The sequence below is a fragment of the Defluviimonas sp. SAOS-178_SWC genome (assembly GCF_039830135.1).
Lineage (GTDB): Bacteria > Pseudomonadota > Alphaproteobacteria > Rhodobacterales > Rhodobacteraceae > Albidovulum.
On sequence record NZ_CP156080.1, the window covers coordinates 13,708 to 33,233 of the forward strand.

General features: G+C 65.1%; 19 protein-coding genes and 2 pseudogenes. 13 read left to right on the top strand and 8 right to left on the bottom strand.

Features of this window, described 5'->3' with window-relative positions; all coding sequences use genetic code 11:
• Window positions 1–144: 144 nt before the first annotated feature.
• The 8 genes from V5734_RS00055 to V5734_RS00090 are packed head-to-tail and all read left to right on the top strand — an operon-like array spanning window position 145 to window position 6,891.
• Entirely contained in the window at window positions 145–327 is a 183-nt protein-coding gene (locus V5734_RS00055) for a hypothetical protein (RefSeq protein WP_347309649.1), read from the top strand.
• Window positions 328–351: 24 nt separating this feature from the next.
• Complete coding sequence (locus V5734_RS00060; protein WP_347309650.1) at window positions 352–906, top strand: hypothetical protein; 555 nt, start codon at window positions 352–354, stop codon at window positions 904–906.
• Between the two features lie 13 nt (window positions 907–919).
• Window positions 920–2,650, top strand: coding sequence for a cytochrome c oxidase subunit I (locus V5734_RS00065; protein ID WP_347309651.1), 1,731 nt, complete (start codon window positions 920–922; stop codon window positions 2,648–2,650).
• 31 nt (window positions 2,651–2,681) lie between these two features.
• Window positions 2,682–3,563, top strand: coding sequence for a heme o synthase (gene cyoE / locus V5734_RS00070; RefSeq protein WP_347309652.1), 882 nt, complete (start codon window positions 2,682–2,684; stop codon window positions 3,561–3,563).
• Window positions 3,551–4,375, top strand: coding sequence for an SCO family protein (locus V5734_RS00075; protein ID WP_347309653.1), 825 nt, complete (start codon window positions 3,551–3,553; stop codon window positions 4,373–4,375). The genes cyoE and V5734_RS00075 overlap by 13 nt, the downstream gene beginning before the upstream one ends.
• Window positions 4,375–5,955, top strand: a complete 1,581-nt coding sequence (locus V5734_RS00080) for a cytochrome b N-terminal domain-containing protein (RefSeq protein WP_347309654.1) — start codon at window positions 4,375–4,377, stop codon at window positions 5,953–5,955. Before V5734_RS00075 ends, V5734_RS00080 begins: the two co-directional genes overlap by 1 nt.
• Window positions 5,952–6,470: a hypothetical protein gene (locus tag V5734_RS00085; protein ID WP_347309655.1), complete on the top strand. Its 519-nt coding sequence runs from the start codon at window positions 5,952–5,954 to the stop codon at window positions 6,468–6,470. Before V5734_RS00080 ends, V5734_RS00085 begins: the two co-directional genes overlap by 4 nt.
• A gap of 16 nt (window positions 6,471–6,486) precedes the next feature.
• The gene (locus tag V5734_RS00090; RefSeq protein ID WP_347309656.1) at window positions 6,487–6,891 is read left to right on the top strand and encodes a bacteriohemerythrin; all 405 of its coding nucleotides are present in this window, start codon (window positions 6,487–6,489) and stop codon (window positions 6,889–6,891) included.
• A gap of 46 nt (window positions 6,892–6,937) precedes the next feature.
• On the opposite strand, the gene V5734_RS00095 is transcribed toward V5734_RS00090, so the two are convergent.
• A complete protein-coding gene (locus tag V5734_RS00095) occupies window positions 6,938–7,453 on the bottom strand; it encodes a M20/M25/M40 family metallo-hydrolase (protein ID WP_347309657.1) in 516 nt (171 codons plus the stop codon).
• On the opposite strand from V5734_RS00095, the pseudogene V5734_RS00100 reads away from it, so the two are divergent.
• Both V5734_RS00100 and V5734_RS00105 read left to right on the top strand, forming a co-directional pair.
• Window positions 7,340–7,594: pseudogene (locus tag V5734_RS00100) on the top strand (acyl-CoA dehydrogenase family protein); the annotation flags it as partial. The gene V5734_RS00095 and the pseudogene V5734_RS00100 sit on opposite strands and share 114 nt — an antisense overlap.
• Before the next feature lie 42 nt (window positions 7,595–7,636).
• Window positions 7,637–7,795, top strand: a pseudogene (locus V5734_RS00105) (electron transfer flavoprotein subunit beta/FixA family protein); the annotation flags it as partial.
• 148 nt (window positions 7,796–7,943) lie between these two features.
• Here V5734_RS00105 and V5734_RS00110 read toward each other — a convergent pair.
• The 5 genes from V5734_RS00110 to V5734_RS00130 form a co-directional block, all read right to left on the bottom strand.
• Entirely contained in the window at window positions 7,944–8,258 is a 315-nt protein-coding gene (locus tag V5734_RS00110) for a carboxymuconolactone decarboxylase family protein (RefSeq protein WP_347309659.1), read from the bottom strand.
• Window positions 8,259–8,368: 110 nt separating this feature from the next.
• Window positions 8,369–9,376 carry a GTP 3',8-cyclase MoaA gene (gene moaA / locus V5734_RS00115; protein ID WP_347309660.1) on the bottom strand — a complete coding sequence of 336 codons (1,008 nt, stop codon included), beginning with the start codon at window positions 9,374–9,376 and terminating at the stop codon, window positions 8,369–8,371.
• A complete protein-coding gene (locus V5734_RS00120) occupies window positions 9,366–9,896 on the bottom strand; it encodes a DUF2478 domain-containing protein (protein ID WP_347309661.1) in 531 nt (176 codons plus the stop codon). Before V5734_RS00120 ends, moaA begins: the two co-directional genes overlap by 11 nt.
• A 7-nt stretch (window positions 9,897–9,903) precedes the next feature.
• Window positions 9,904–10,101 (bottom strand): hypothetical protein, encoded by a 198-nt coding sequence (locus tag V5734_RS00125; protein WP_347309662.1) that lies wholly within the window; start codon window positions 10,099–10,101, stop codon window positions 9,904–9,906.
• Between the two features lie 76 nt (window positions 10,102–10,177).
• A complete protein-coding gene (locus V5734_RS00130; protein ID WP_347309663.1) occupies window positions 10,178–12,847 on the bottom strand; it encodes a molybdopterin-dependent oxidoreductase in 2,670 nt (889 codons plus the stop codon).
• A 118-nt stretch (window positions 12,848–12,965) separates the two neighbouring features.
• Here V5734_RS00130 and V5734_RS00135 point away from each other — a divergent pair, with 118 nt between their 5' ends.
• Window positions 12,966–13,670, top strand: coding sequence for a response regulator (locus tag V5734_RS00135; RefSeq protein WP_347309664.1), 705 nt, complete (start codon window positions 12,966–12,968; stop codon window positions 13,668–13,670).
• Here V5734_RS00135 and V5734_RS00140 read toward each other — a convergent pair.
• On the bottom strand, window positions 13,643–16,378 hold the full coding sequence (locus tag V5734_RS00140; RefSeq protein WP_347309665.1) for an ATP-binding protein: 2,736 nt from the start codon (window positions 16,376–16,378) through the stop codon (window positions 13,643–13,645). The genes V5734_RS00135 and V5734_RS00140 overlap by 28 nt on opposite strands.
• Here V5734_RS00140 and torT point away from each other — a divergent pair.
• Entirely contained in the window at window positions 16,368–17,396 is a 1,029-nt protein-coding gene (gene torT / locus V5734_RS00145) for a TMAO reductase system periplasmic protein TorT (RefSeq protein ID WP_347309666.1), read from the top strand. The genes V5734_RS00140 and torT overlap by 11 nt on opposite strands.
• Before the next feature lie 567 nt (window positions 17,397–17,963).
• Complete coding sequence (locus V5734_RS00150) at window positions 17,964–18,245, top strand: DUF1127 domain-containing protein (RefSeq protein ID WP_347309667.1); 282 nt, start codon at window positions 17,964–17,966, stop codon at window positions 18,243–18,245.
• A gap of 165 nt (window positions 18,246–18,410) precedes the next feature.
• On the opposite strand, the gene V5734_RS00155 is transcribed toward V5734_RS00150, so the two are convergent.
• Window positions 18,411–19,349, bottom strand: coding sequence for a mechanosensitive ion channel family protein (locus V5734_RS00155; RefSeq protein ID WP_347309668.1), 939 nt, complete (start codon window positions 19,347–19,349; stop codon window positions 18,411–18,413).
• Window positions 19,350–19,526: the final 177 nt, after the last annotated feature.

Consider the following 19,526-nt stretch of genomic DNA (forward strand, 5'->3'; position numbering starts at 1 on the left):
CCCGACAGGGCAGCTACCGCGGAGATGCCGGAGGTTACGAACGAACAGTGATCGATCATACGGATAGGCGCCCGCATCGTTTCGGGAGCGGGACGTGACTTTTCCAAGAAGGCGCTTGAGCGAACCTCAGAGGGGGGAAGGTGAATGGACGACACTGAGACAAAGGCAAACCGGCCGGCGCAAGGGCAACCGCCCGAGCGCATACCCTTCATGCAGCAGGTGCTGGACAACCCGTTCCTGCTCTTGTTCCTCGGGATCACCATCCCGACGGTGCTCTATCTGGTCTGGGGCGTGATGGAAGTCGCCTCGGTCCCGGTATTCGAGTGATCGCTTAGCGGGAAGGGCGAGAAAATGGCCATCAATCCTCCGTCAAACCGCCTGTGGTGGAAGGAGCCGATCCACGGCATCGAGCTGGGCTGGATCGTCATCGCCTTCCTCTGGGGGCTGTTCATGTTCTTCTTCATGATCGCCTGGCACTTCATCGGCAATCAGAACCTCTCGAGCGAGACCTACCGGATCCGACCCGAGGCGTATCAGGAGAAGGTCGAGGCCTTCGCCGAGGAATTCCAGGCCACGGACGCCGCCGGAGAACCGCTCGAGGAAGACGGCGTGCCGGTGGTGCGCCCGCCCGTGGGCGGCGATGCCTATATCCTTGCCCGCCTGTGGGAGTTCTGGCCGATCCTGGAACTGAAGAAGGGCGAAAGCTACCGGATCCACATCTCGTCTGCGGACTGGCAGCACGGCTTTTCGATGCAGCCCACGAACATCAACATCTCGGTTCATCCCGGCTACGAGCATGTCATCACCCTGACGCCGACCGGCAGCGGGGATTTCGGCATCGTCTGTAACGAATTCTGCGGAATCGGACATCACACGATGACCGGGCGCATCCGCGTCGTCGAGTGAGGGAGGAAAGGCAATGACAACGGTTGATCACGGCGCCGTCCCGGCCGCAGGCGCAGATGCGCAATACCGCATTTGCCGGTTCTCCGGCCTGCGGATCGAGTCGAACGCGGAAAGGCTCATCAAGGTCAACGCGGTGGCCGCGGTGCTGTTCCTGGCGCTCGGCGGCCTGATGGGGCTCATGGTGGCGCTGACCCGCTGGCCGGCGGTGCAACTCCTGCCGGCCGAATGGTTCTACTTGGTTCTGACCGGGCACGGCGCCAACGTGCTCCTGTTCTGGATCATCTTCTTCGAGATCGCGGTGCTCTACTTCGCCTCGGCGGTGATCCTGGGATGCCGGCTTGCCGCGCCGCGGATCGCCTGGCTCGGCTTCGTGCTGATGGTGGTCGGCGCGGTGATGGCGAACTACGCCGTGCTGCGCGGCGATTCCACGGTGATGTTCACCTCGTATCCGCCGATGCAGGCGTCGCAGTGGTTCTATCTTTCGCTGATCATCTTCGCGGTCGGGGCGCTGGTCTCGGTGATGATCTTCTTCGCGACGCTGGTCGTGGCGAAGGCCGAGAACACCTATGACGGCTCGGTGCCGCTCGTCACCTTCGGGGCGATCACCGCGGGCATCATCGCGGTCTTCACCCTGGCCTCGGGCGCGATCATCCTGATCCCGACCTGGCTCTGGTCGCTGGGCCTGATCTCCAACATCGACACGCTCATGTACAAGGTCGTGTGGTGGGGGATGGGCCATTCGAGCCAGCAGATCAACGTCTCCGCCCATGTCTCGATCTGGTATGCGATCGGCGCGATGGTGGTGGGCGCGAAGCCGCTGTCGGAAAAGGTCAGCCGCATGGCCTTCTTCATGTACATCCTGTTCCTGCAGCTGGCCTCGGCCCACCACATCCTGGCGGAACCGGGCATGTCCTCGACCTGGAAGATCGTGAACACGAGCTACATGATGTATCTCGCGGTCATGGGGTCGATGATCCACGGGCTGACCGTTCCGGGCGCGATCGAGGCGGCGCAGCGGCGCAACGGCTTCACCCGCGGCGCGTTCGAATGGCTGCGCAAGGCGCCCTGGGGCAACCCGGCCTTCGCGGGCATGTTCCTCAGCCTGGTGATGTTCGGCTTCATCGGCGGCATCTCGGGCGTCGTTCTCGGGACCGAGCAGCTCAACGTCCTGATGCACAACACGATCTACGTCCCCGGCCATTTCCACGGAACGGTCGTGGCGGGCACGACGCTGGCCTTCATGGCGATGACCTATCTCGTTGTGCCGCTGATCTTCCAGCGCGACATCCTCTGGCCGGGTCTTGCCAAATGGCAGCCCTTCGTCTTCGGCATCGGCGCCGGCGGCATCTCTCTCTTCATGATGGGGGCGGGGACGCTCGGCGTGCCGCGCCGGCACTGGGACATCTCGCTTGCCGACGCCGCCCATCCGTTCGAGTTTCCGGCTGCGGCCTATCTGATGATGGGGCTGAACGGAATCTCGGCGCTGCTGGCGGCCCTCGGCGGGGTGATGTTCATCGTCATCGTCGTGGGCTCGATCCTTGCCGGACCGCGACTGGACCGGGCCGGCGCGAAGCTGACCTTCCCGCTGCACGACAAGAGCCGCGAGGCGGTGTCGGAATACGGCAGCCACGGCACCCTGAAGCTGCCCGGCACGCTGATCCTGGTCGGGATCTTCTTCGCCAGCTTCGTGCTCTACTACTTCGTGAACTGGAAGTATCTGTCGGAACTCTGGCTGTTCCGCTGATGCTGCCCGCCCTACAACCCGGAGCGTGCCCATGACCGCTGCCCTGACAATGACGGCTTCGATCCTCAAGCTCAGGATCGGTTCCTTCGTGGCCCTCGCCGCCCTGGTCGGCATCGTCACGGGCGGCGGCGAAATGCGCTGGGTCGAGGCCGCCGTCTTTACTCTCGCGGTGCTTGGTGCCTCGGGCGCGGCGGGGGCCTTCAACCACTACTTCGAGCGTGACAGCGACCGGCTGATGGCGCGCACCGCGCTCAGACCCTTTGCCAGCGGCCGGCTCAAGGCGGGGCCGATCTGGCCCGTGACCTTCACGCTTCTTCTCGTCGCCTCGCTGGTCATGGCGTGGTCGGTCGGCGGTTCGCTTGCCACGCTTTTCGTCTTTCTCGGCGCCTTCACCTACGGCGTCGTCTACACCCTCTGGCTCAAGCGGCGCACGGTCTGGAACGTCGTGATCGGCGGCGCGGCGGGGAGCTTCGCGCTCCTCGCCGGCGCCGCCGCCGCCGCGCCGCAGTTCGGGCCGAGCCTGACGCCCGTTCCGATCCTGCTTGCGGCGATGCTCTTTCTCTGGACGCCGCCCCACTTCTGGGCGCTGGCCGCGGCGAAGGGCGAGGATTATCGCCGCGCCGGTATCCCGATGCTGCCGGTCGTCAGCGAGCCAGAGATCTGGGGGCCGGTGATCTTCAGCCACGTCATCGTGCTGGTGCTTCTCTCGTTCGGACCGCTCCTCTTTGGCCTCGGCCCGATCTACGGTGTCTGTGCCGCGATCGGCGGCGCGCTGTTCGTCCAGAAAAGCTGGGTGCTGATGCGCCGCCCCGACCGCCGCACGGCGATGGCAGCGTTCCGTGCCTCGCTGGTTCATTTCGCGCTGGTATCGACGGGCGCGCTGCTCGACGGGGCCGTACGATGGCTCCCTTGAGGGCGCTTGCCATCGTACTGCTCGGGATTGTCACACCCTCTGCGGTCTTGGCGGCATCGGGAAAGCTCGATGCCGAAGTCGCCTACGAGGAAAGCCAGGCCGCGATCGGCAACCAGACCGCCGATCACGTCTTCACCGACCACCGCGGCCGGACGCTTGCGCTTGCGGACCTGCGCGGAAAGCCGGTGGTCGTGGCGCTTGTCTTCACCAGTTGCGCCACCGTTTGCCCGCTGACGACGGACCATCTCCGCGACGCGATAGTGGCCGCGCAGAAGGCCGTCGGCGGCGACGCCTTCACGACCCTGACCTTCGGGTTCGATGCCTCGGGCGACCGGCCGGCGCAGCTTGCGGGCTTCGCCGGCACACACCGGCTGCTCGAGGTGCCAAACTGGCTGATCGCAAGCGCCGATCCGGCCACGACGGAGGCCTTCCTGAGCGAACTCGGCTTTTCGTTCCGCACGGCGGCCGGCGGTTTCGACCATGTCACCCAGACCACGATCCTCGACGCCGGGGGCCGCGTCTATCGGCAGGTCTATGGTGATACCTTCCCCTTGCCCGTGCTGATGGAGCCGCTGAAGGAGCTTGCGCTCGGCACGGTTACCCGCTCGGTGGCGCCGGCCGATCTGTGGGACCGCGTCGCCTTCCTCTGCACCGTCTACAACCCGCTGACCGGCGCCTACCGCTTCGACTACGGCATCTTCTTCGGCATCTTTTTCGGGGCCGTATCGCTGATCCTGACAGGGTTCGTCATCGTCCGGCTCTGGCTCGAGCGGCGGCGCGCGCTGAAGACCTCGCAAAGCGGGACGGCATGATGCGGGACATCTTGCGGCGCGGCTTCGACCGGGTCGAGCGCGGGCTCGACCGGCTGTTCGGCGCCGACTGGAACCCGCTCGGGCAGCTTGGCCCGCTGGGCTGGTTCCTGTTCTGGATCGTCGCCGCCACCGGCATCTACCTTTTCATCTTCTTCGACACCGGGGTTACGGCCGCCTACGACTCGGTCGCCTGGCTCAGCCGCGATCACTGGTGGCATGCCGGGCTGGCCCGCAGCCTGCACCGCTATGCCTCGGACATGATGGTGGTGGTGATGTTCGTCCACCTCGTGCGCGAATGGGCGATGGACCGCTACCGCGGCAAGCGCTGGTTTTCCTGGGTCTCCGGCGTGCCGCTGATCTGGTTCGTCTACCTGTCGGGCATCACCGGCTACTGGCTGATCTGGGACAAGCTGGCGCAATACGTGGCGCTGACCACGACCGAGCTTCTCGACAGCCTCGGCATCTTCGCCGAGCCCATCGCGCGCAACTTCCTTGCCCCCGACACGCTCTCGGGGCGGTTCTTCACGCTGATGGTGTTCCTGCACATCGCGATCCCGCTGCTGCTGCTCCTGCTGATGTGGATCCACATCCAGCGCATCACCGAGGCCCGAACGTCGCCGCCGCGCGGCCTGGCCCTGATCACGTTGGTCGGGCTCGTCTTTGCGTCCCTTGCGCTGCCCGCCAATCTCGAAGCGCCGGCCGATCTGGCCACCGTGCCGCAGCGGGTCGGGCTCGACTGGTTCGTCCTGTCGCTCTACCCGGTGATCGAGAGCGTTCCACCCGGCGTGATCTGGGCGGGCGTCCTCGTCTTTACCGTGCTGCTGGTCGGGCTGCCCTGGATGCCGCCCCGGCGTGAAAGCGGCGCGGCGCAGGTGTTTCTCGATTTCTGCAACGGCTGCACGCGCTGCGCCGAGGACTGCCCCTATGCCGCGATCACGATGGTGCCCCGGACCGACGATCTGCCCTTCAGCCACCAGGCCGAGGTCGACCCCGCGCGCTGCGTCGCCTGCGGCATCTGCATGGGTTCGTGCCCGTCGTCGTCCCCGTTCCGCCGCTCGGGCGATCTCGTCACCGGCATCGACCTGCCCGAACGACCGCTTGCCACGCTGCGGGCCGAGGTGATCGAGGCAGGCGCGGCACTTTCGGGGCCGGGGCGCGTGCTGACGCTGGGTTGCGCCCATGCGGCAAGCGCAACGCCCGTGCCGGGGCGGGTGGTGCTGCCGTGCGTGGCGATGGCGCCGCCCGCGCTCATCGACTTCATCATCTCGCGCGGGCTGGCCGACGGTGTCGCGGTCGCCGGTTGCGCGGCCCGCGATTGCTACAACCGGCTCGGCATGGCCTGGACCGAGGCCCGTTTCTCCCGCGAGCGCGATCCGCAGCTGCGCCGTCGGGTGCCGCGCGAGCGCCTCCTGACCGTCTGGGCGGGGCCGAGCGAGGGTGCGCGGCTTGCAGAGGAACTCGCAGCCTTCGGCAATCGTCTCTCTTCCCTCGGGCCCTACGAGAATATCCGCCCGATAGATGCGGACGAGGTCGCGCATGCCGAAGCGACAGCGCGGCGGGCGGGGGGTGCGGGACAATGAGGATCGGCATCGACTGGCGCCGCCGCTGGCGGCATCTTGCGACGGGCAGCGCCGCGATGATCGCGCTGATGCTCGGCGTTGCGCGGCTCTCTGCCTGGCCCGAGTGGCAGAGTCTGGGCGAGAGCGACGCGCTGCTGCGGCTTAGTTTCGCCCATAGCGGCGCCCGCAACTGCCGCGCCCGCACGGATGAGGAGCTGGCCGCCCTGCCGCGCAACATGCGGACGGCCGAGGTTTGCGACAGGCGCCGCGCCCCGGTGGAGATCGAATTCGATCTCGACGGGCAGACGGTCTTTGCCGCAGCCCTGGCGCCAAGCGGGCTTTCCGGCAGCGGCCCATCGCGGCTCTACCGGCGCTTCGTCGTGTCGGCGGGCGATCACCGGGTCGCGGTGCGGATGCGCGACGATCCGGCGGCGGCAGGTTTCACCCAGCAAGCCGCCTTCGATCTCAAGCTCGACCCGGCCGACAGCGTCGCCATCGACTTCGACGCCACGGCCGGCCGGTTCTACCTGCACTGAGCGGAAGGAAAGACCCATGGCCCCGATCGCATGGAAACCCCAATACAGTGTCGGCGATCCCGCCGTCGATCACGAACACCGGGAACTCGTGGACCTGGTCAACACCGCCGCGGCCGCGATCCTCGATGGCCGGCCCGACGCGGACATCGAGCGCTGTCTCGGCGATCTGATGCGCGCCATCACGGCCCATTTCGCCCATGAGGAAACGCAGATGAAGCGCGCCGGTTACGCGCAGTACCAGCCGCACAAGGACGATCACGAACGGCTGCTCGATTCCCTGCGGGACATCATGGACAGTGATCCGGCGGACAGGAACGTCACCGCCGAACGGCTGACGGAGGTGCTTGAAGCCTGGTTCATCGACCACTTCCGCACCCATGACGCCCGTCTGCACCGGCAACTCGGACCGCATGATCACTGATCGCGGCCCGTTGGTCTTGCCGCAAGGTTCAGTGTTGACGGGCACGTTATGCCAGATCGTAGCACAAGGGCCGAAGGGCTCGGACGAAAACACGGGCCCCGACGGCGATCAATTCATCAGGAAAGTCGAAGTCCGGATTGTGCAGACTCGGGCTGCCGGTGCCGGAGCCGAGCAGGAACATCGCTGATTTGGAGTGGCTCCGGAACCGCCCGAAATCCTCGGACCTGCGCATGGGCAATTCAGCAATTGCGCGCGGAACGCCCTCTGCCTGCAAGGCATCTTCCAGCCGTCGTGCGGCATCGGGGTCGTTTTCACAGTGGTGAAATACGTCGTGGTAGGTGACGGCGTGTTTCAAACGCGACCTCGCAGAAGCCTGCGCCACGGCTTGTTCGGCGCGCGCGACAAGCGCGGTCATCGCTTCGTCCTTTTCGGCCTTCAGGGCTGTTAGCGGGTCGGACGGTTGTTCGAGGCGGGCCGGATGGCGCCGGAGATGATCTCTGTCATCAAGCGCAACAACTACGGCAAGGCGCTCGACATCGCGCGCAAGGCACGCGACATGCACGGCGGCAACGGCATATCGGCGGAATTCGGTGTGATCCGGCACATGGTGAACCTTGAGACCGTCAACACCTACAAGGGCACCCACGACGTCCATGCCCTGATCATCGGCCGGGCTCAGACCGGTCTCCAGGCTTTTTTCTGACGGAGCCCCGGAACCGGGAAGGTACGAGCGCCGGCCAAGCGCGTGATCGACGACAACGTGAAGGTTCGTGTGAAAGCGGAGGGATCGGGTGTCGATCACGCCAAAGTCAAGATATTCGTGAGCCCCTCCGACGACATTGCCGCCGATGAGGCGATCCGACTGAAAGCGGCCGGCAAGCCCGAAGAAACCGTCGCCGCCGCTGGCCGTCGCCGGGATTGCTGCAAGGATCGTCGAGCATGATCATGACAGGCCAGGGCGCGTCATCGTCGGGCGCCTGCGCCTGCGCCTGCCGCGAGGCGATCAGATCCGAAAAGAAGTGGCGTACCGGCCGGGAGATCCGTGACGGGTATCAGCCTTCGGTCACGTCGGTGATCCAGGACCGTGCGGCAACGGCGCGCGGAAATCCAAGCGGGCCAATTGCCAGGAGCGCGACCTGCTCCATGTCTGCCGCCGACACACCGTCGGCCTCGGCGCGGCGGGCGTGCGAATGTACCGCCCCTTCGGACCCGGTACCGATCGCCAGGGCCAGCTTGACCAGCCGCCGTTCCCGCGCCGAAAGCGACCCTGCCTTGGCGGTGGCCTCTCCCAGGTTTGTGTAGGCTGTCCAGACATCGGGGTAGTCCCGCGCGATGTCTCCGGCGCCTCCGGGCAAGTCTTGTGTCATGCTGTGGCCTCCTTCAAGTCTCGGTAGTCAAATCAGGGTGCGGTGGAACGGTCTTGCATTCAAGGCTCACTTCGCCGTCACCGAAAGGCGGCACCGGGCGCGATCACAATTTAGCCCCCCAGGGCGGACATGTGACGCCGCAGGGCAGGGGTGCCGATGCGGTCGGCGTCAAAGCGGTGGCTTTCCGGCTTGGCCGCCAGCGCCGCGCGGATGCAGGACAGGGCGGCGTGGTCCGACTGGCGAAAGGCCGCACGCAGATCGACCGAGCCTTCGGCGCCCATGCAGGTGTAGAGCCTGCCCGTGCATGACACCCGAACGCGGTTGCAGAGCGCGCAGAAATTGCACGACATGGGCGAGATCAGCCCGATACGCCCCCCGGTTTCCGCCACCCGCATGTAGCGGGCCGGTCCGCCCGATCTGTGCCGGTCCGGTATCAGCGTCCAGCGCCGGGACAGATCGCCGGTCAGATCGCGCAGCGACAGCGCTGTTTCCGCCCGGTCGGTTCCGGTGTCGCCCAGCGGCATTTCCTCGATCAGCGTCAGGTCCATGCCGCGTGTGTGGGCAAAGTCGATCAGGTCATCGACCTCGGCTTCAAAGGCGCCCCGGCTGGCGACGGCGTTCAGTTTCACGTGCAGCCCGGCGGCCTGCGCCGCCTCGATCCCCGCCAACACCATACGAATGTCGCCCATCCGGGTGACCGCGCGATAGCGCTCCGGGTCCAGCGTGTCGAGCGAGACATTGACCCGCCTGACCCCACAGGCGGCCAATGTTTCGGCATGGCGCGCCAGAAGCGTGCCATTGGTGGTCAGCGTCAGCTCATCCAGATCGCCGCTCTGCACATGGCGCGACAGATCGCGAAACAGGTCCATCACGTCGCGACGCACGAGGGGTTCGCCGCCGGTCAGGCGCAGCTTGCGCACGCCGTGCCGGATGAACAGCGCCGACAGACGGGCGAGTTCCTCGAAATCCAGCACGTCCTTGCGCGGCAGGAAGGTCATCTTTTCGGCCATGCAATAGGTGCAGCGCAGGTCGCAGCGGTCGGTGATCGACAGACGCAGGTAGGTGACGGTGCGACCGAAGGCGTCCACAAGCGGGGCCGGGTTTGCATCAAGCGGCATGGCGGTTCTCGTGGATATGATCCAACCAGTCACAGACTGCCTGCGCCCGCATCGGCAGGGTGCAGGCAATGTCCCCCCCAAAGGCATCCCATGCGTCGGCGTAGGTCGGACGCAGCGCGGTCAGAACCGGTATGTCGCGGGCGACCGCCGCGCCGATCAGATCGCGAAAGCCGCGGCCTTCGCTTTCGCCTCGGCCGAACCGGTTGAGGATCAGCAGATCGGCGCCCTGATCCAGTTCGCGTTCCAGAAACGCCGCGCAATCGGCCAGCGCACCGGGATGCAGGCGGCACCCGCGCGATCCATTGCCCAGCGGTTGCGAGATGCGGAAAACCCGGTTTGAGCCGATCGTCGTCAGGTCCATGTCCGCGCAGTGGCATTCCCCGGTAGCGAGGCCGCGCGACTGCAGCGCGCCGCGGACGCGAAAGCCCCGTTGCGAGAGCCGCGCCGCCACGGTTGCGAGGCAGCCGTCGATATCGCCGGTTTCAAACGGAATGGCCGCGAGAGGAAAGGAAAGGGTCATCGGAGCCTCACGTGCGGAAGGGGCGCGGGCTGGCGCCGCCGCGGACAGGCACGGTGCAGTCGCGCTGCCGTGCGGCATGGTGTCGGGTTGCGGGCTGGATCTGGGCTAGAGCAATGGCCACGGCCTTTGGAGTGGACATCGGGTCCGACTGGCCGATGCGGGGATCGTCACAGGCGCAGCCCCGGGAATGGAAATCGCCGTCCATCGTGCCCTCCTGAACTGGCCACGTCGAAAGGAAGCGAGGCGCCCGACCACTGGTTGGGCCGGGCGCCCGGAACCGACTACATGGCGTCTGCGGCATTCTCCATCAGGTATTCCATGACAAGCGCCTTCTCGGATTCGTCAAGGCCGGCCCGTTCGAACATCGACGGGGTGATGCCCTTCCACTGCTGCTGCGTGTAGTGGGTCACCTCGCGCGGCGCATGGCAGACGGTGCAACGTTCGAAGAACATCTTTTCGCCCGGCGTCATGTCGGCATAGAGCGCCTCGGTCAGGGCAGACAGCCGGTCCGACCCAACGCTGTCGTCATCGACCTCGGCGACTTCCATGTCGTCGATGATCGCAGGCGGATCGTAGGCCGTGTTCGGCCCTTCGGGATCCTCGCATTTGCGCATCTCGACCAGGACGGTGTTCGCCGATGTCGCCTGGCTGAAGCCCGAAGACGGCTGCGTCGAAGTGAGGAAGTTGACCAACCCCGAGTTGCAGCGGCCCTTGCTGTCCAGTTGCGGCCAGCCGCCTTCGTAGATGGAAACCACGCCCGGCATGATGCCGTCGCTGACGACGGCGCCGGCGATGACGGTGCCGCGCTCGTTGTAGAGCTCGACAAGATCGCCATCCTCGATGCCGCGATCCGCAGCGTCCTGGGTGTTGATCCGCACCGGTTCACGGCCCTGCACCATGTAAAGCGCGCGCAGCCGCTCCGAGTTGGCCATCTGGCTGTGCAGACGATACCACGGGTGCGGCGAGACGACATGAAGCTGGCCTTCGCGCGCACTGCCCAGGTATTCATGCTTGGGCATCCAGACCGGCATGCCGGGGCAGTCGTCGATGCCGAAGTTCGCGATGTTTTCGCAGAACATTTCGATCTTGCCGGATGCGGTGTGCAGCGGGTTGCCCTCGGGGTCTTCGTAGAAGGCACCGTGGCGTGTCCACTTGCGGGCCTCTTGCGGTACCGGCATCCGGGCATAGCCCTTTTCCCAGAACTCGTCGAATGGCACATTCAGGGCCGCGCCGGACGCTTCATAGGCCAGCCTGATGTGATACATCTTGTCTTCGCCTTCGGTGAACTGTGTCCAGAGACCCAGCTTGTCGGCAAGCCCTTCGAAGATCTCGTAATCCGGCAGGCTGTCGCCCACGGGCTCGATCACCTTCTTCATGGCGTAGACCTTGTCGTTGGAATAGGTGCCGCCCATGCTGATGTCATCCTGCTCCAGCGTCGAGGAGGCGGGCAGCACGATATCGGACCAACGGGTTGCCGCCGTCCACCAGACATCGACGCAGACCACCGTATCGACCTTGTTCAGGGCGCGGATCAGCCGGTTGGTGTCCTGCTGGTGCGACATGAAGTTGTTGCCCGAGTTGAACACCATCTTGATGTCGGGATAGGTGTTGGTCTGGCCGTTGTAGAAGAACTCCTTGCCGGGGTTTTCCAGCGCCTCGGTGATCCGCGACGCGGGCACGATCTTCTTGACGAAGTTGCGGCCCTGGCTCATGCCGATCGGCACCTTGTTGCCGCCTTGCGGCATGCCGCCGTTGCCGTAGTGCCAGCTGAAGCCGACACCTTGACCCGGCTTGCCGATCTTGCCGGTCAGCGCCTGGAAGTTGACGATGGACCAATAGGCCATTTCGCCATGCTGGGCGCGTTGGATGGCCCAGGATCCGGCGATGGAGGTTTTCGACGTGGCGAACAGCTCGGCCAGTTCCTTGATCTTCGCCTCGTCGATGCCGGTGATCCCGGACGCCCAGGCGGGCGTTTTCGGTGTGCCGTCGGTGTCGCCCTTCACATAGGCGATCCATTTGTCGACTCCGACGGTGTACCTGTCGATGTACTCTTTGTCCTCCAGGCCGTTTTCAAGAACGTGATAGGCCATCGCGAGGAAGAGCGCGGTGTCGGTGTTGGGGATGATGCGGACATGATCGGCATCGAGATATTCATCCGACGCGGTGCGCTGCGGGTTGATCGAGACGAACTTGACCCCGGCATCGCGGATTTGCTCCCAAGGGCCATACATCCCGTGGTCGGCCACCGTGTATTCGATGCGGTTGTTCTTGATCGGGTCGCACCCGACCAGAACGAAGACCTCGCTATTGTCGCGGATCGTCTCCCATGCGGACTGAGCCGAATACACTTCCATGTCGCCGAGCACATGCGGCAGCAGAACCTGGCCCGCGCCGGCGGACCAGTCGCCCGCAGTGTTGGTGCAGCCGCCCATGAGATTGATCAGGCGACCCTGAAGCACGTTGGGGCGGAACTGTCCGGCATTGGACCAACCGCCATAGGACGAGCTGAAGATCGCTTCGTTGCCGTGGTTGGTGGCCGTGTCCAGAAGGGCCTTGGCGGTCAGACCCCATGCGGTGTCCCAATCGACCTTGACCCATTCTTCCTTGCCGCGCAGTTCGGGCTTCGTGTCGCCGGTCTTCCAACCCTCGAGATAGGATTTGCGTACCATGGGCGCACTGATGCGAGTCTTGTCGTAGGTGCGGTCCATCACACCGAAGGTCAGCATCTCGGTCGGACGCGCGTCCAGCTGGATCATCGGCGTCAGGCCGACCAGCCTGCCATCGCGCACGACCGCCTCGAACGGGCCGTAGTGGGTGGCATGGAAGATGCGCCCGGAGAAGGAGTTCGGGTCGATGCTGGCCAGGGCCGTGCTGTTCATCAGGGATGTGGCACCGATCGCCGCAAGACCGCCTTGAAGAAAGGCCCGACGAGTTGGAGTTTGGAATGACATATCTTTCGCCTCCGCACGATTGTCGATCTGGCGCAATAATAGGCGGCAGGCTGAACGGCGAGCCTTGATCCGGCGCAATTCCAGTTGTGCGATTTTGTAAAGGAATGTAACAAGACCCATGGCCGGTCACATCGTCATCGTCGAAGATGAGCGCACGTCGCGCATGCGGGTCGCGGCCTATCTGCGCCACCTGGGCTACCGGGTCAGCGAGGCCGAGGATGCCGAGCAGATGGAGGATATCATCGCCTCCGACCCGGCGGAACTGCTGATCGTTGACATCAACCTCGAAGGCAAGGATGGCCTGACCATCACCCGCGAACAGCGGGCGGTGTCGAAGGTGGGCATCATCCTTCTGACAGCGCGCGACGATCAGGTCGACAAGATCGTGGGCCTGGAAATGGGCGCGGATGATTACGTCACCAAACCCTATGACAAGCGCGAGCTGGCGGCGCGGGTCAAGAACCTTCTGGCGCGCATCGGCGATATCGGCAAGGCGCCGGAAAACGACCATCACGTGGATACATTCGGCCCCTGGCGGTTCGACCGCATCCGACGGCGGCTTGTGTCTGCGGTCCGGACGGAAACGCTGTCGCCGCAGGAATTCGCGGTTCTGGTCGCCCTGACGGATCATCCCGGCCTGACGATTCCGCGCACGCGACTGGCGGAAATGATCGGCCGTGATCCCGGACGTTCAGGGGACAGGATCATCGACGTGATCGTCGGCCGGCTGCGCAAGAAGCTGGAGAAAGACCCCTCGAACCCCGACTGGATCCTGACCGAGCACGGCCACGGCTATCACTTCGTCGATCCGGGCACGGAGTGACACAGGCCCACATTGTACGCGGCAGCCCGCAAGATACCGGCGGCGTTCTCAGCCTCATGCTCCATCATGTCGATTGTACCGGCATCACCCTGCATGGTTTCGATTTGCCTGAGCGTCTCGCAAAACGCGACCAGCCCGAAATTGGCGGCCGCCCCCTTGAGCCGATGCGCAGCCTTGCGCCGCGCGTCCCCCTGGCGGTCGCGGATGGCGGCAAGCGCGTTTGGCAGGCCGTCCAGAAAGGCGTCCACGATCTGCCGGGTGGTGTCGTGACCCAAGTCGGCGATATCGTCTTGGAGGATGCGCTCGGGTGCGCGCAAGCTGTCCGCGGCGGCGGCCTCGGAACCGTGCCGCGCCCCCGTTTTCTCTATCAGGTCGGCCAGCGCGCGCGGCGATACGGGTTTCGCCAGGATTCGCGCCACATGCATGCGTGCACGGTTGGCCTGCGTATCTGCGATAGGATGGGCGGTCAGGGCGACGATGCGGGTATCGGCGTTCAGCTGCCGCAACCGCGCCGCGACATCCTCGCCCCGCATGTCGGGCAGGTCGATATCCAGCAACACCAGGTCAAAAGAGTCGCTGGCACAGGCCGCAACCCCGCCTTTGCCGGTTTCTGCCTCGGCAACCTCGCAGCCCAGCCTTTCCAGATAGCCGCGTGCCACCATCCGGTTGACCGCATGATCGTCGATCACCAGCACGTGCAAACCTGCTTCGGCCTGTGGCGTGTCCTCCATCGCGGTGACGATCTGTTCGGGATCGCCTGCCACCAAGGGCACCGTAAACGTGAACCGGCTTCCCAGGCCTGGCTGGCTTTCGACGCTGATCGACCCGCCCAGGGCATCGGCCAGATTGCGTGAGATCGCCAACCCCAGGCCGGTGCCCTCGATGCCCTCGGCACGGGCAGCTTCGCCCCTGCTGTAGGCATCGAAGGCCCGTTCCATCTCCTGAAGCGACATGCCGATACCGGTATCGGCAACGGTAAAGCTCAGAACCGGGCGCCCGGTCTTGGGATCCTCCGCATGATCGACCGTCAACGCCACGCGCCCTGCTTTCGTGAATTTGACCGCGTTGGATATCAGGTTGCCCACGATCTGGCGAATCTTGACCTTGTCGCCAAACAGCACGACGGGCGCGTCCTCGGCCATGTCGATATCGGCGGCCAGCCCCTTTCCGCTCGTCAGACCCAGCAACTGCTGACCCAGCTGCCCGACCAGATCGCGCAGCACGAAATGTACCGGATTGTCACGCGGGGCGGTCACCTCGGCGCTGGCGAAATCCAGAATGTCGTCGGTCAGATCCCGCAATTCGCAGGCCGATCCAAGCGCGATCCGGACCCGTGCGCGGCCGTCGACGTCGCGCAGCTCCGTCTCCAGCAGGCGCAGCATTCCGATCAGACCGTTGAGCGGCGTTCGGATTTCGTGGGTCATGCGGGCGAGGAACTCCGTCTTCTGGGCATTGGCCGCCTCGGCGTCGGTGCGGGCCCTGTCGGCGTCTTTCATCTGCTCCAGCACGTCGCCGGTCCGCGCGATCACGGCGGCTTCCAGATCCGCGCGAAGCGAAGCCGCCTCTGCCAGTCTCCGGCGCAGGACATTCACCGCCTTTTCCATCCGTCCGATTTCGTCATGACCGGAGATCGGGACGGGGGATCCGAAATCGTTTCGCGCGACGTCGATGATGCGGCGCGAGATATTGGCCAACCTGTTGACGACGGTTCTGCGCGCATACACCCACAGCGACAACGAGGTGAGAAGTGAAACCAGCGCAAGGGCCAGCAATCCGTGGATGATGCGCGAGGCCGTGCGGTCGCTCTGCGCGATCAGATCCATGCCTTCGGCCTGAACGGCGATCTGCGCCTGCTTTGCCGTTTCCGATAGCGATATGACCGTTTCCGTCAGGCGCAGCACATCCGCTTCGGCAGCGTCCTGCAAGGACAGGCGCCGCGCTGCCATGTCAATCAAGCCGTCACCGGCAACAATTGGTTCAAGTGCCTCGACCAGGATCCGCGCGGACTGGCGGGCCTGTTCCGACGGTACGAAGACAAGTCGCCTGTCGAGAAACCGCAGATCTCGCGCAAGCATGTCCCGCATGTTTTCAAGCGCTTCGGGGCTGCGCAGTCGATTGACCGCTTGCAGGTTGAGTTTCACGCGGTCGAGCACCCGAACCACCTCGGTTAACCGTTCGAACGCAAAGAAATGGCGATCTGCCAGCGCGTCCAATGTCGGGCGGTTGTCCACCTTCTGATTGCCATAGATGCCCGCGATATCGGCCGTGATCCGCAGCCGGGCCAGATCCATGGCAGATGCAATGACCGCGTCCAGTTCCTCTGCGGTCGTGGCCAGTTCGTTGATCTTGCCTTGTATCGTGTCCGTGGCCTTCCGGGCCTGCTTGGTGTTTGCGGAAATGCGCATGACAATGTCCGCGGCACCCGTTTGCATATCCGGGAAGCTGTGGAGGGCCACCAGCCCGGTTTCGATACTGACGACGGCGCCCCGCAGGGCATCCGTAATCCGGTCGATTTCCTTTTCGCTATCCGCATTCCGCAATGCCGTGACAAGTTGCGGAACAAAGTCTGCCTGACTGCCGATCCGGTTGGCGATGTCCACGGCCGGCAGGTTTTCCTCGATCAGTGTGTTGTGAACATTCACCAGATAGCGATTGACCACCACGGCGGCGGTGCTCACGATGACGGCGAGCAAGCCCATGGCCGTCATGATCTGGATCAGCCGTTTATCAAATCCCGTAGCTCGCATGATGCCAACGTACCGGGCCTTCTTTCACGCGGCAATTCTCGCTGTTGGAATGGGGTCGGGGTTTTCGGCCGCTGCCGATGCCGGCGGAGAACCGGAGGTTTGTGTTCTGGTTCCGCATTTCAAGGACGAATACTGGCTGAGCGTTGCTTACGGGGTTTCCACCGAAGCTGAAACGCTTGGTCTGTCGCCGCGGTTTCTGGAGGCGGGCGGCTATCGGGCGGTTCGCCGCCAGACAGAGCAGATCGCCGCCTGCACCGCCTCCGGCGCCGCTGCAATGGTGATTGGCGTCGTCTCATCGGATGATCCCGAACTGCTTCAGGCCATTTCCGATGCTGCGCGGGTCATTCCTGTGGTGGGTTTCGTGAACGAGAGCCGGTCCACGGCGCTTGCCGGATTCGTTGGCGTGGACTGGCGCGTCATGGGCAGCCGCATCGGGGACTATCTGGCACGGCGGCATCCAAAGGGGCAACCGCCCGTGACGGCCGTTCTGATAACCGGCCCCGAGCAAGCGGGATGGACGGCGCCCCTCGAAACGGGATTGAGGCGATCTCTGGAGAACAGCGCGGTGCGTCTGGCCGCGGTTTACCACGCCGATACCAGCGTGAGAGAGCAGCTGGGCGAGGTCGAGGTAGCGTTGAGCCAATTCGCTGATGCAGATTACCTGATCGGTAGCGCGCCCGCCATCGAAGCGGCCATGGGCCTTGCGGCGACGGGCGCGGTGGCGGATATGCCTGCGCTGGTCGCCACCTATGTCAGCCATTCCGTGCTGCGCGGTTTGACCTCCGGAAAGGTTCGGGCGCTGGCGTTCGATGATCCGATCGCGCAGGGCCGCTTGGCGATGCAGCGGGTTGACGATGTTCTCGCAGGTCGTCTCGGCGAAGAGGGCGAAGCGCTGACCATCGAATTGCTGACAGGGCCCTTCGACACCCCTCAGAACTTCAGACTTTCGCCGCCAGAGTATTTTCCCGCGTCCGAGTGACTGAGTTGTGTGATGTGGTTTCAGCAAGATCCCCCTCGGAGCGGGGCTGATCGCGGTGCCTCTCGCGGTGGAAAACATTGGCGACATTGTGCTTGACGTACCCGCCACTGCCACCCGTCGGGATGCATACCGACGCGCGAGTTTCAGACGAGGCCGCGCGGCCGGCCGTGCAGAATCGCCTGGTCCTTGCGCCGCATAAGGGACGGCGTCCCCGCAGAGCCGGGATCGGACCTGCCTGAGGGTGCCGACCGGCCCGGCACCCGGACCGTCATCCCGCCGATTGCAACGTCCGGCGAAATGGCCATACTGGAGACATGATGACGTTCAGCCTTCATAGGAGGTTCCTGCGCTTCGCAGGATCGTTGCTGAACCGCTCCTGACCCCGGGCGGGACGCGACTTTTGCGTCCGCGTTCCGGGGAAATTCGTGATCCCAGGTCGGATGAAGCACTACCGGTGTGCCCCGCCAGATGCGTTGGTCGGGGGCCGCGTTCAGGTAGGTCGCGCGATCCGGCTTCGTGCAGGCGCGGCTGCGTCGGACGCGCAGCCTTTCCGAGAAGGACAAGGTCATGATGTACCAGGAGCAAACACACTGGAAGGCCGAGGGGCCGGTCAAGGAGCCGGCGGCACAGCGCAAGAGCGTCTTCAGCCGGCTGCTTTCCGCGCCGGTTACGTACTGGCAGCGGCGCAAGGCGATTGCGGCCCTGCATCAACTCAGCGACGCGATGCTCGCCGATCTCGGGATTTCGCGGGGGCTGATCCCGGACATCGTGGACGACCTGATCGCGAGCGGTCTGACCGCCGCGTCGGTGCGCGAGGTGATCACAGACCGGGGGCATCCAGGCCGATAAAGCGCTTGGCTGGCAACGGCGCGGCGGTCGTGACGTTCCAGCACACAGGTTTCCGCGCCCATCCACAGCCACGAAAGGGCGCGGGCCTTGCCCGCAGGTTGCCGTCCGGTTGCCGGGCGGCACCGGCGCTCCCCGCGTTCGACGGCGGCGCGGCCGTCGTCGTCGTCAGGGTCTGAACGGGTGCAGCGCCCGCCCCGGTTCCGCCGGCATTCGGGCCGATGCGGGGCGCGCTTTCGTGCGGATCAGCTCGATCCGCCGATGCGGTGCGACCGAGCCGGCCCGGCGCAGGGCGTCGTCCACCAGGCTGTAGACCTCGTCCCGGCAATCCACGTCGCGGTCGAAGCGGCCGAGCCAGTAGCGAAGGGCATAGGTGATCCCGCTTTCTTCGTAAGCGGTCACACGGACATCCGGGGGCGGATCCTGCTGGATCAGCTTCGCGTCCCTGACCGCTTCAAGCATCACCTTGCGCGCGTCGCCGACCGGCATGGTGTGATCCAGTGTGATCGAAATCTGCGCCCGGTACTGCGGTTTCGGCGCGGAATAGTTGGTGATGCGCTGGCGGGCGATCTGGCTGTTGGGCAGAATCATGTAGGTCGCGTCCCGGGTCAGCAGTCGCGTGGTGCGCCAGCCGATCTCGATGATCTTGCCGCGGGCCAGTCCATCGATGTCGACCCAGTCGCCGATCCGGAACGGCGCCTCGATACCAAGCGCAACCCCCGAGAGCGTGTCGGCCACGACGTTGCGGATGGCAAAGCCGAGCATGGCGAGCAGGAGGCCCGACCCGGCCAGCACACCGGCCGCGCCTTGTCCGGAGAATAGCGCCACCGCCGCCGCCAGGGCGACAAGGAACAGGATCGCCGCGATGATATCCTTCAGGAGCCGCGGGTAGGGCCGCCGCCGTCCGGCCCGGTCGAGCGCCAGCGACAGTATGCGGCTTACGAACCATGCCGCAGCGAAATAGGCCAGCGCCGTTGCGCCGAGCGTCACATCGTCGCCAAGCCCGAGCCGCGCGGTCAGATCGACGCCGAAGAGGGCCAGAGCGAGGCTCAGGACCATCAGGACGCTCGGCCAGACCAGCAGGAGTGCATGCTGCTTCGTGCTCATCGCGGCCGCCCCCCGACCCCCGCCCGGTCCGCGCCGTGCCGGGCGGCAACCGCGCAGGTCGGGCACTGGCCGGCATGGGCGCCCGGCAGGGGACGCTTGCAGCGCCGGCATGAGACGACCAATGCCGCCGCTACGGGAGCCACGGGCTTGCGGCAGTGCGGGCATCTGGCGAGGGCA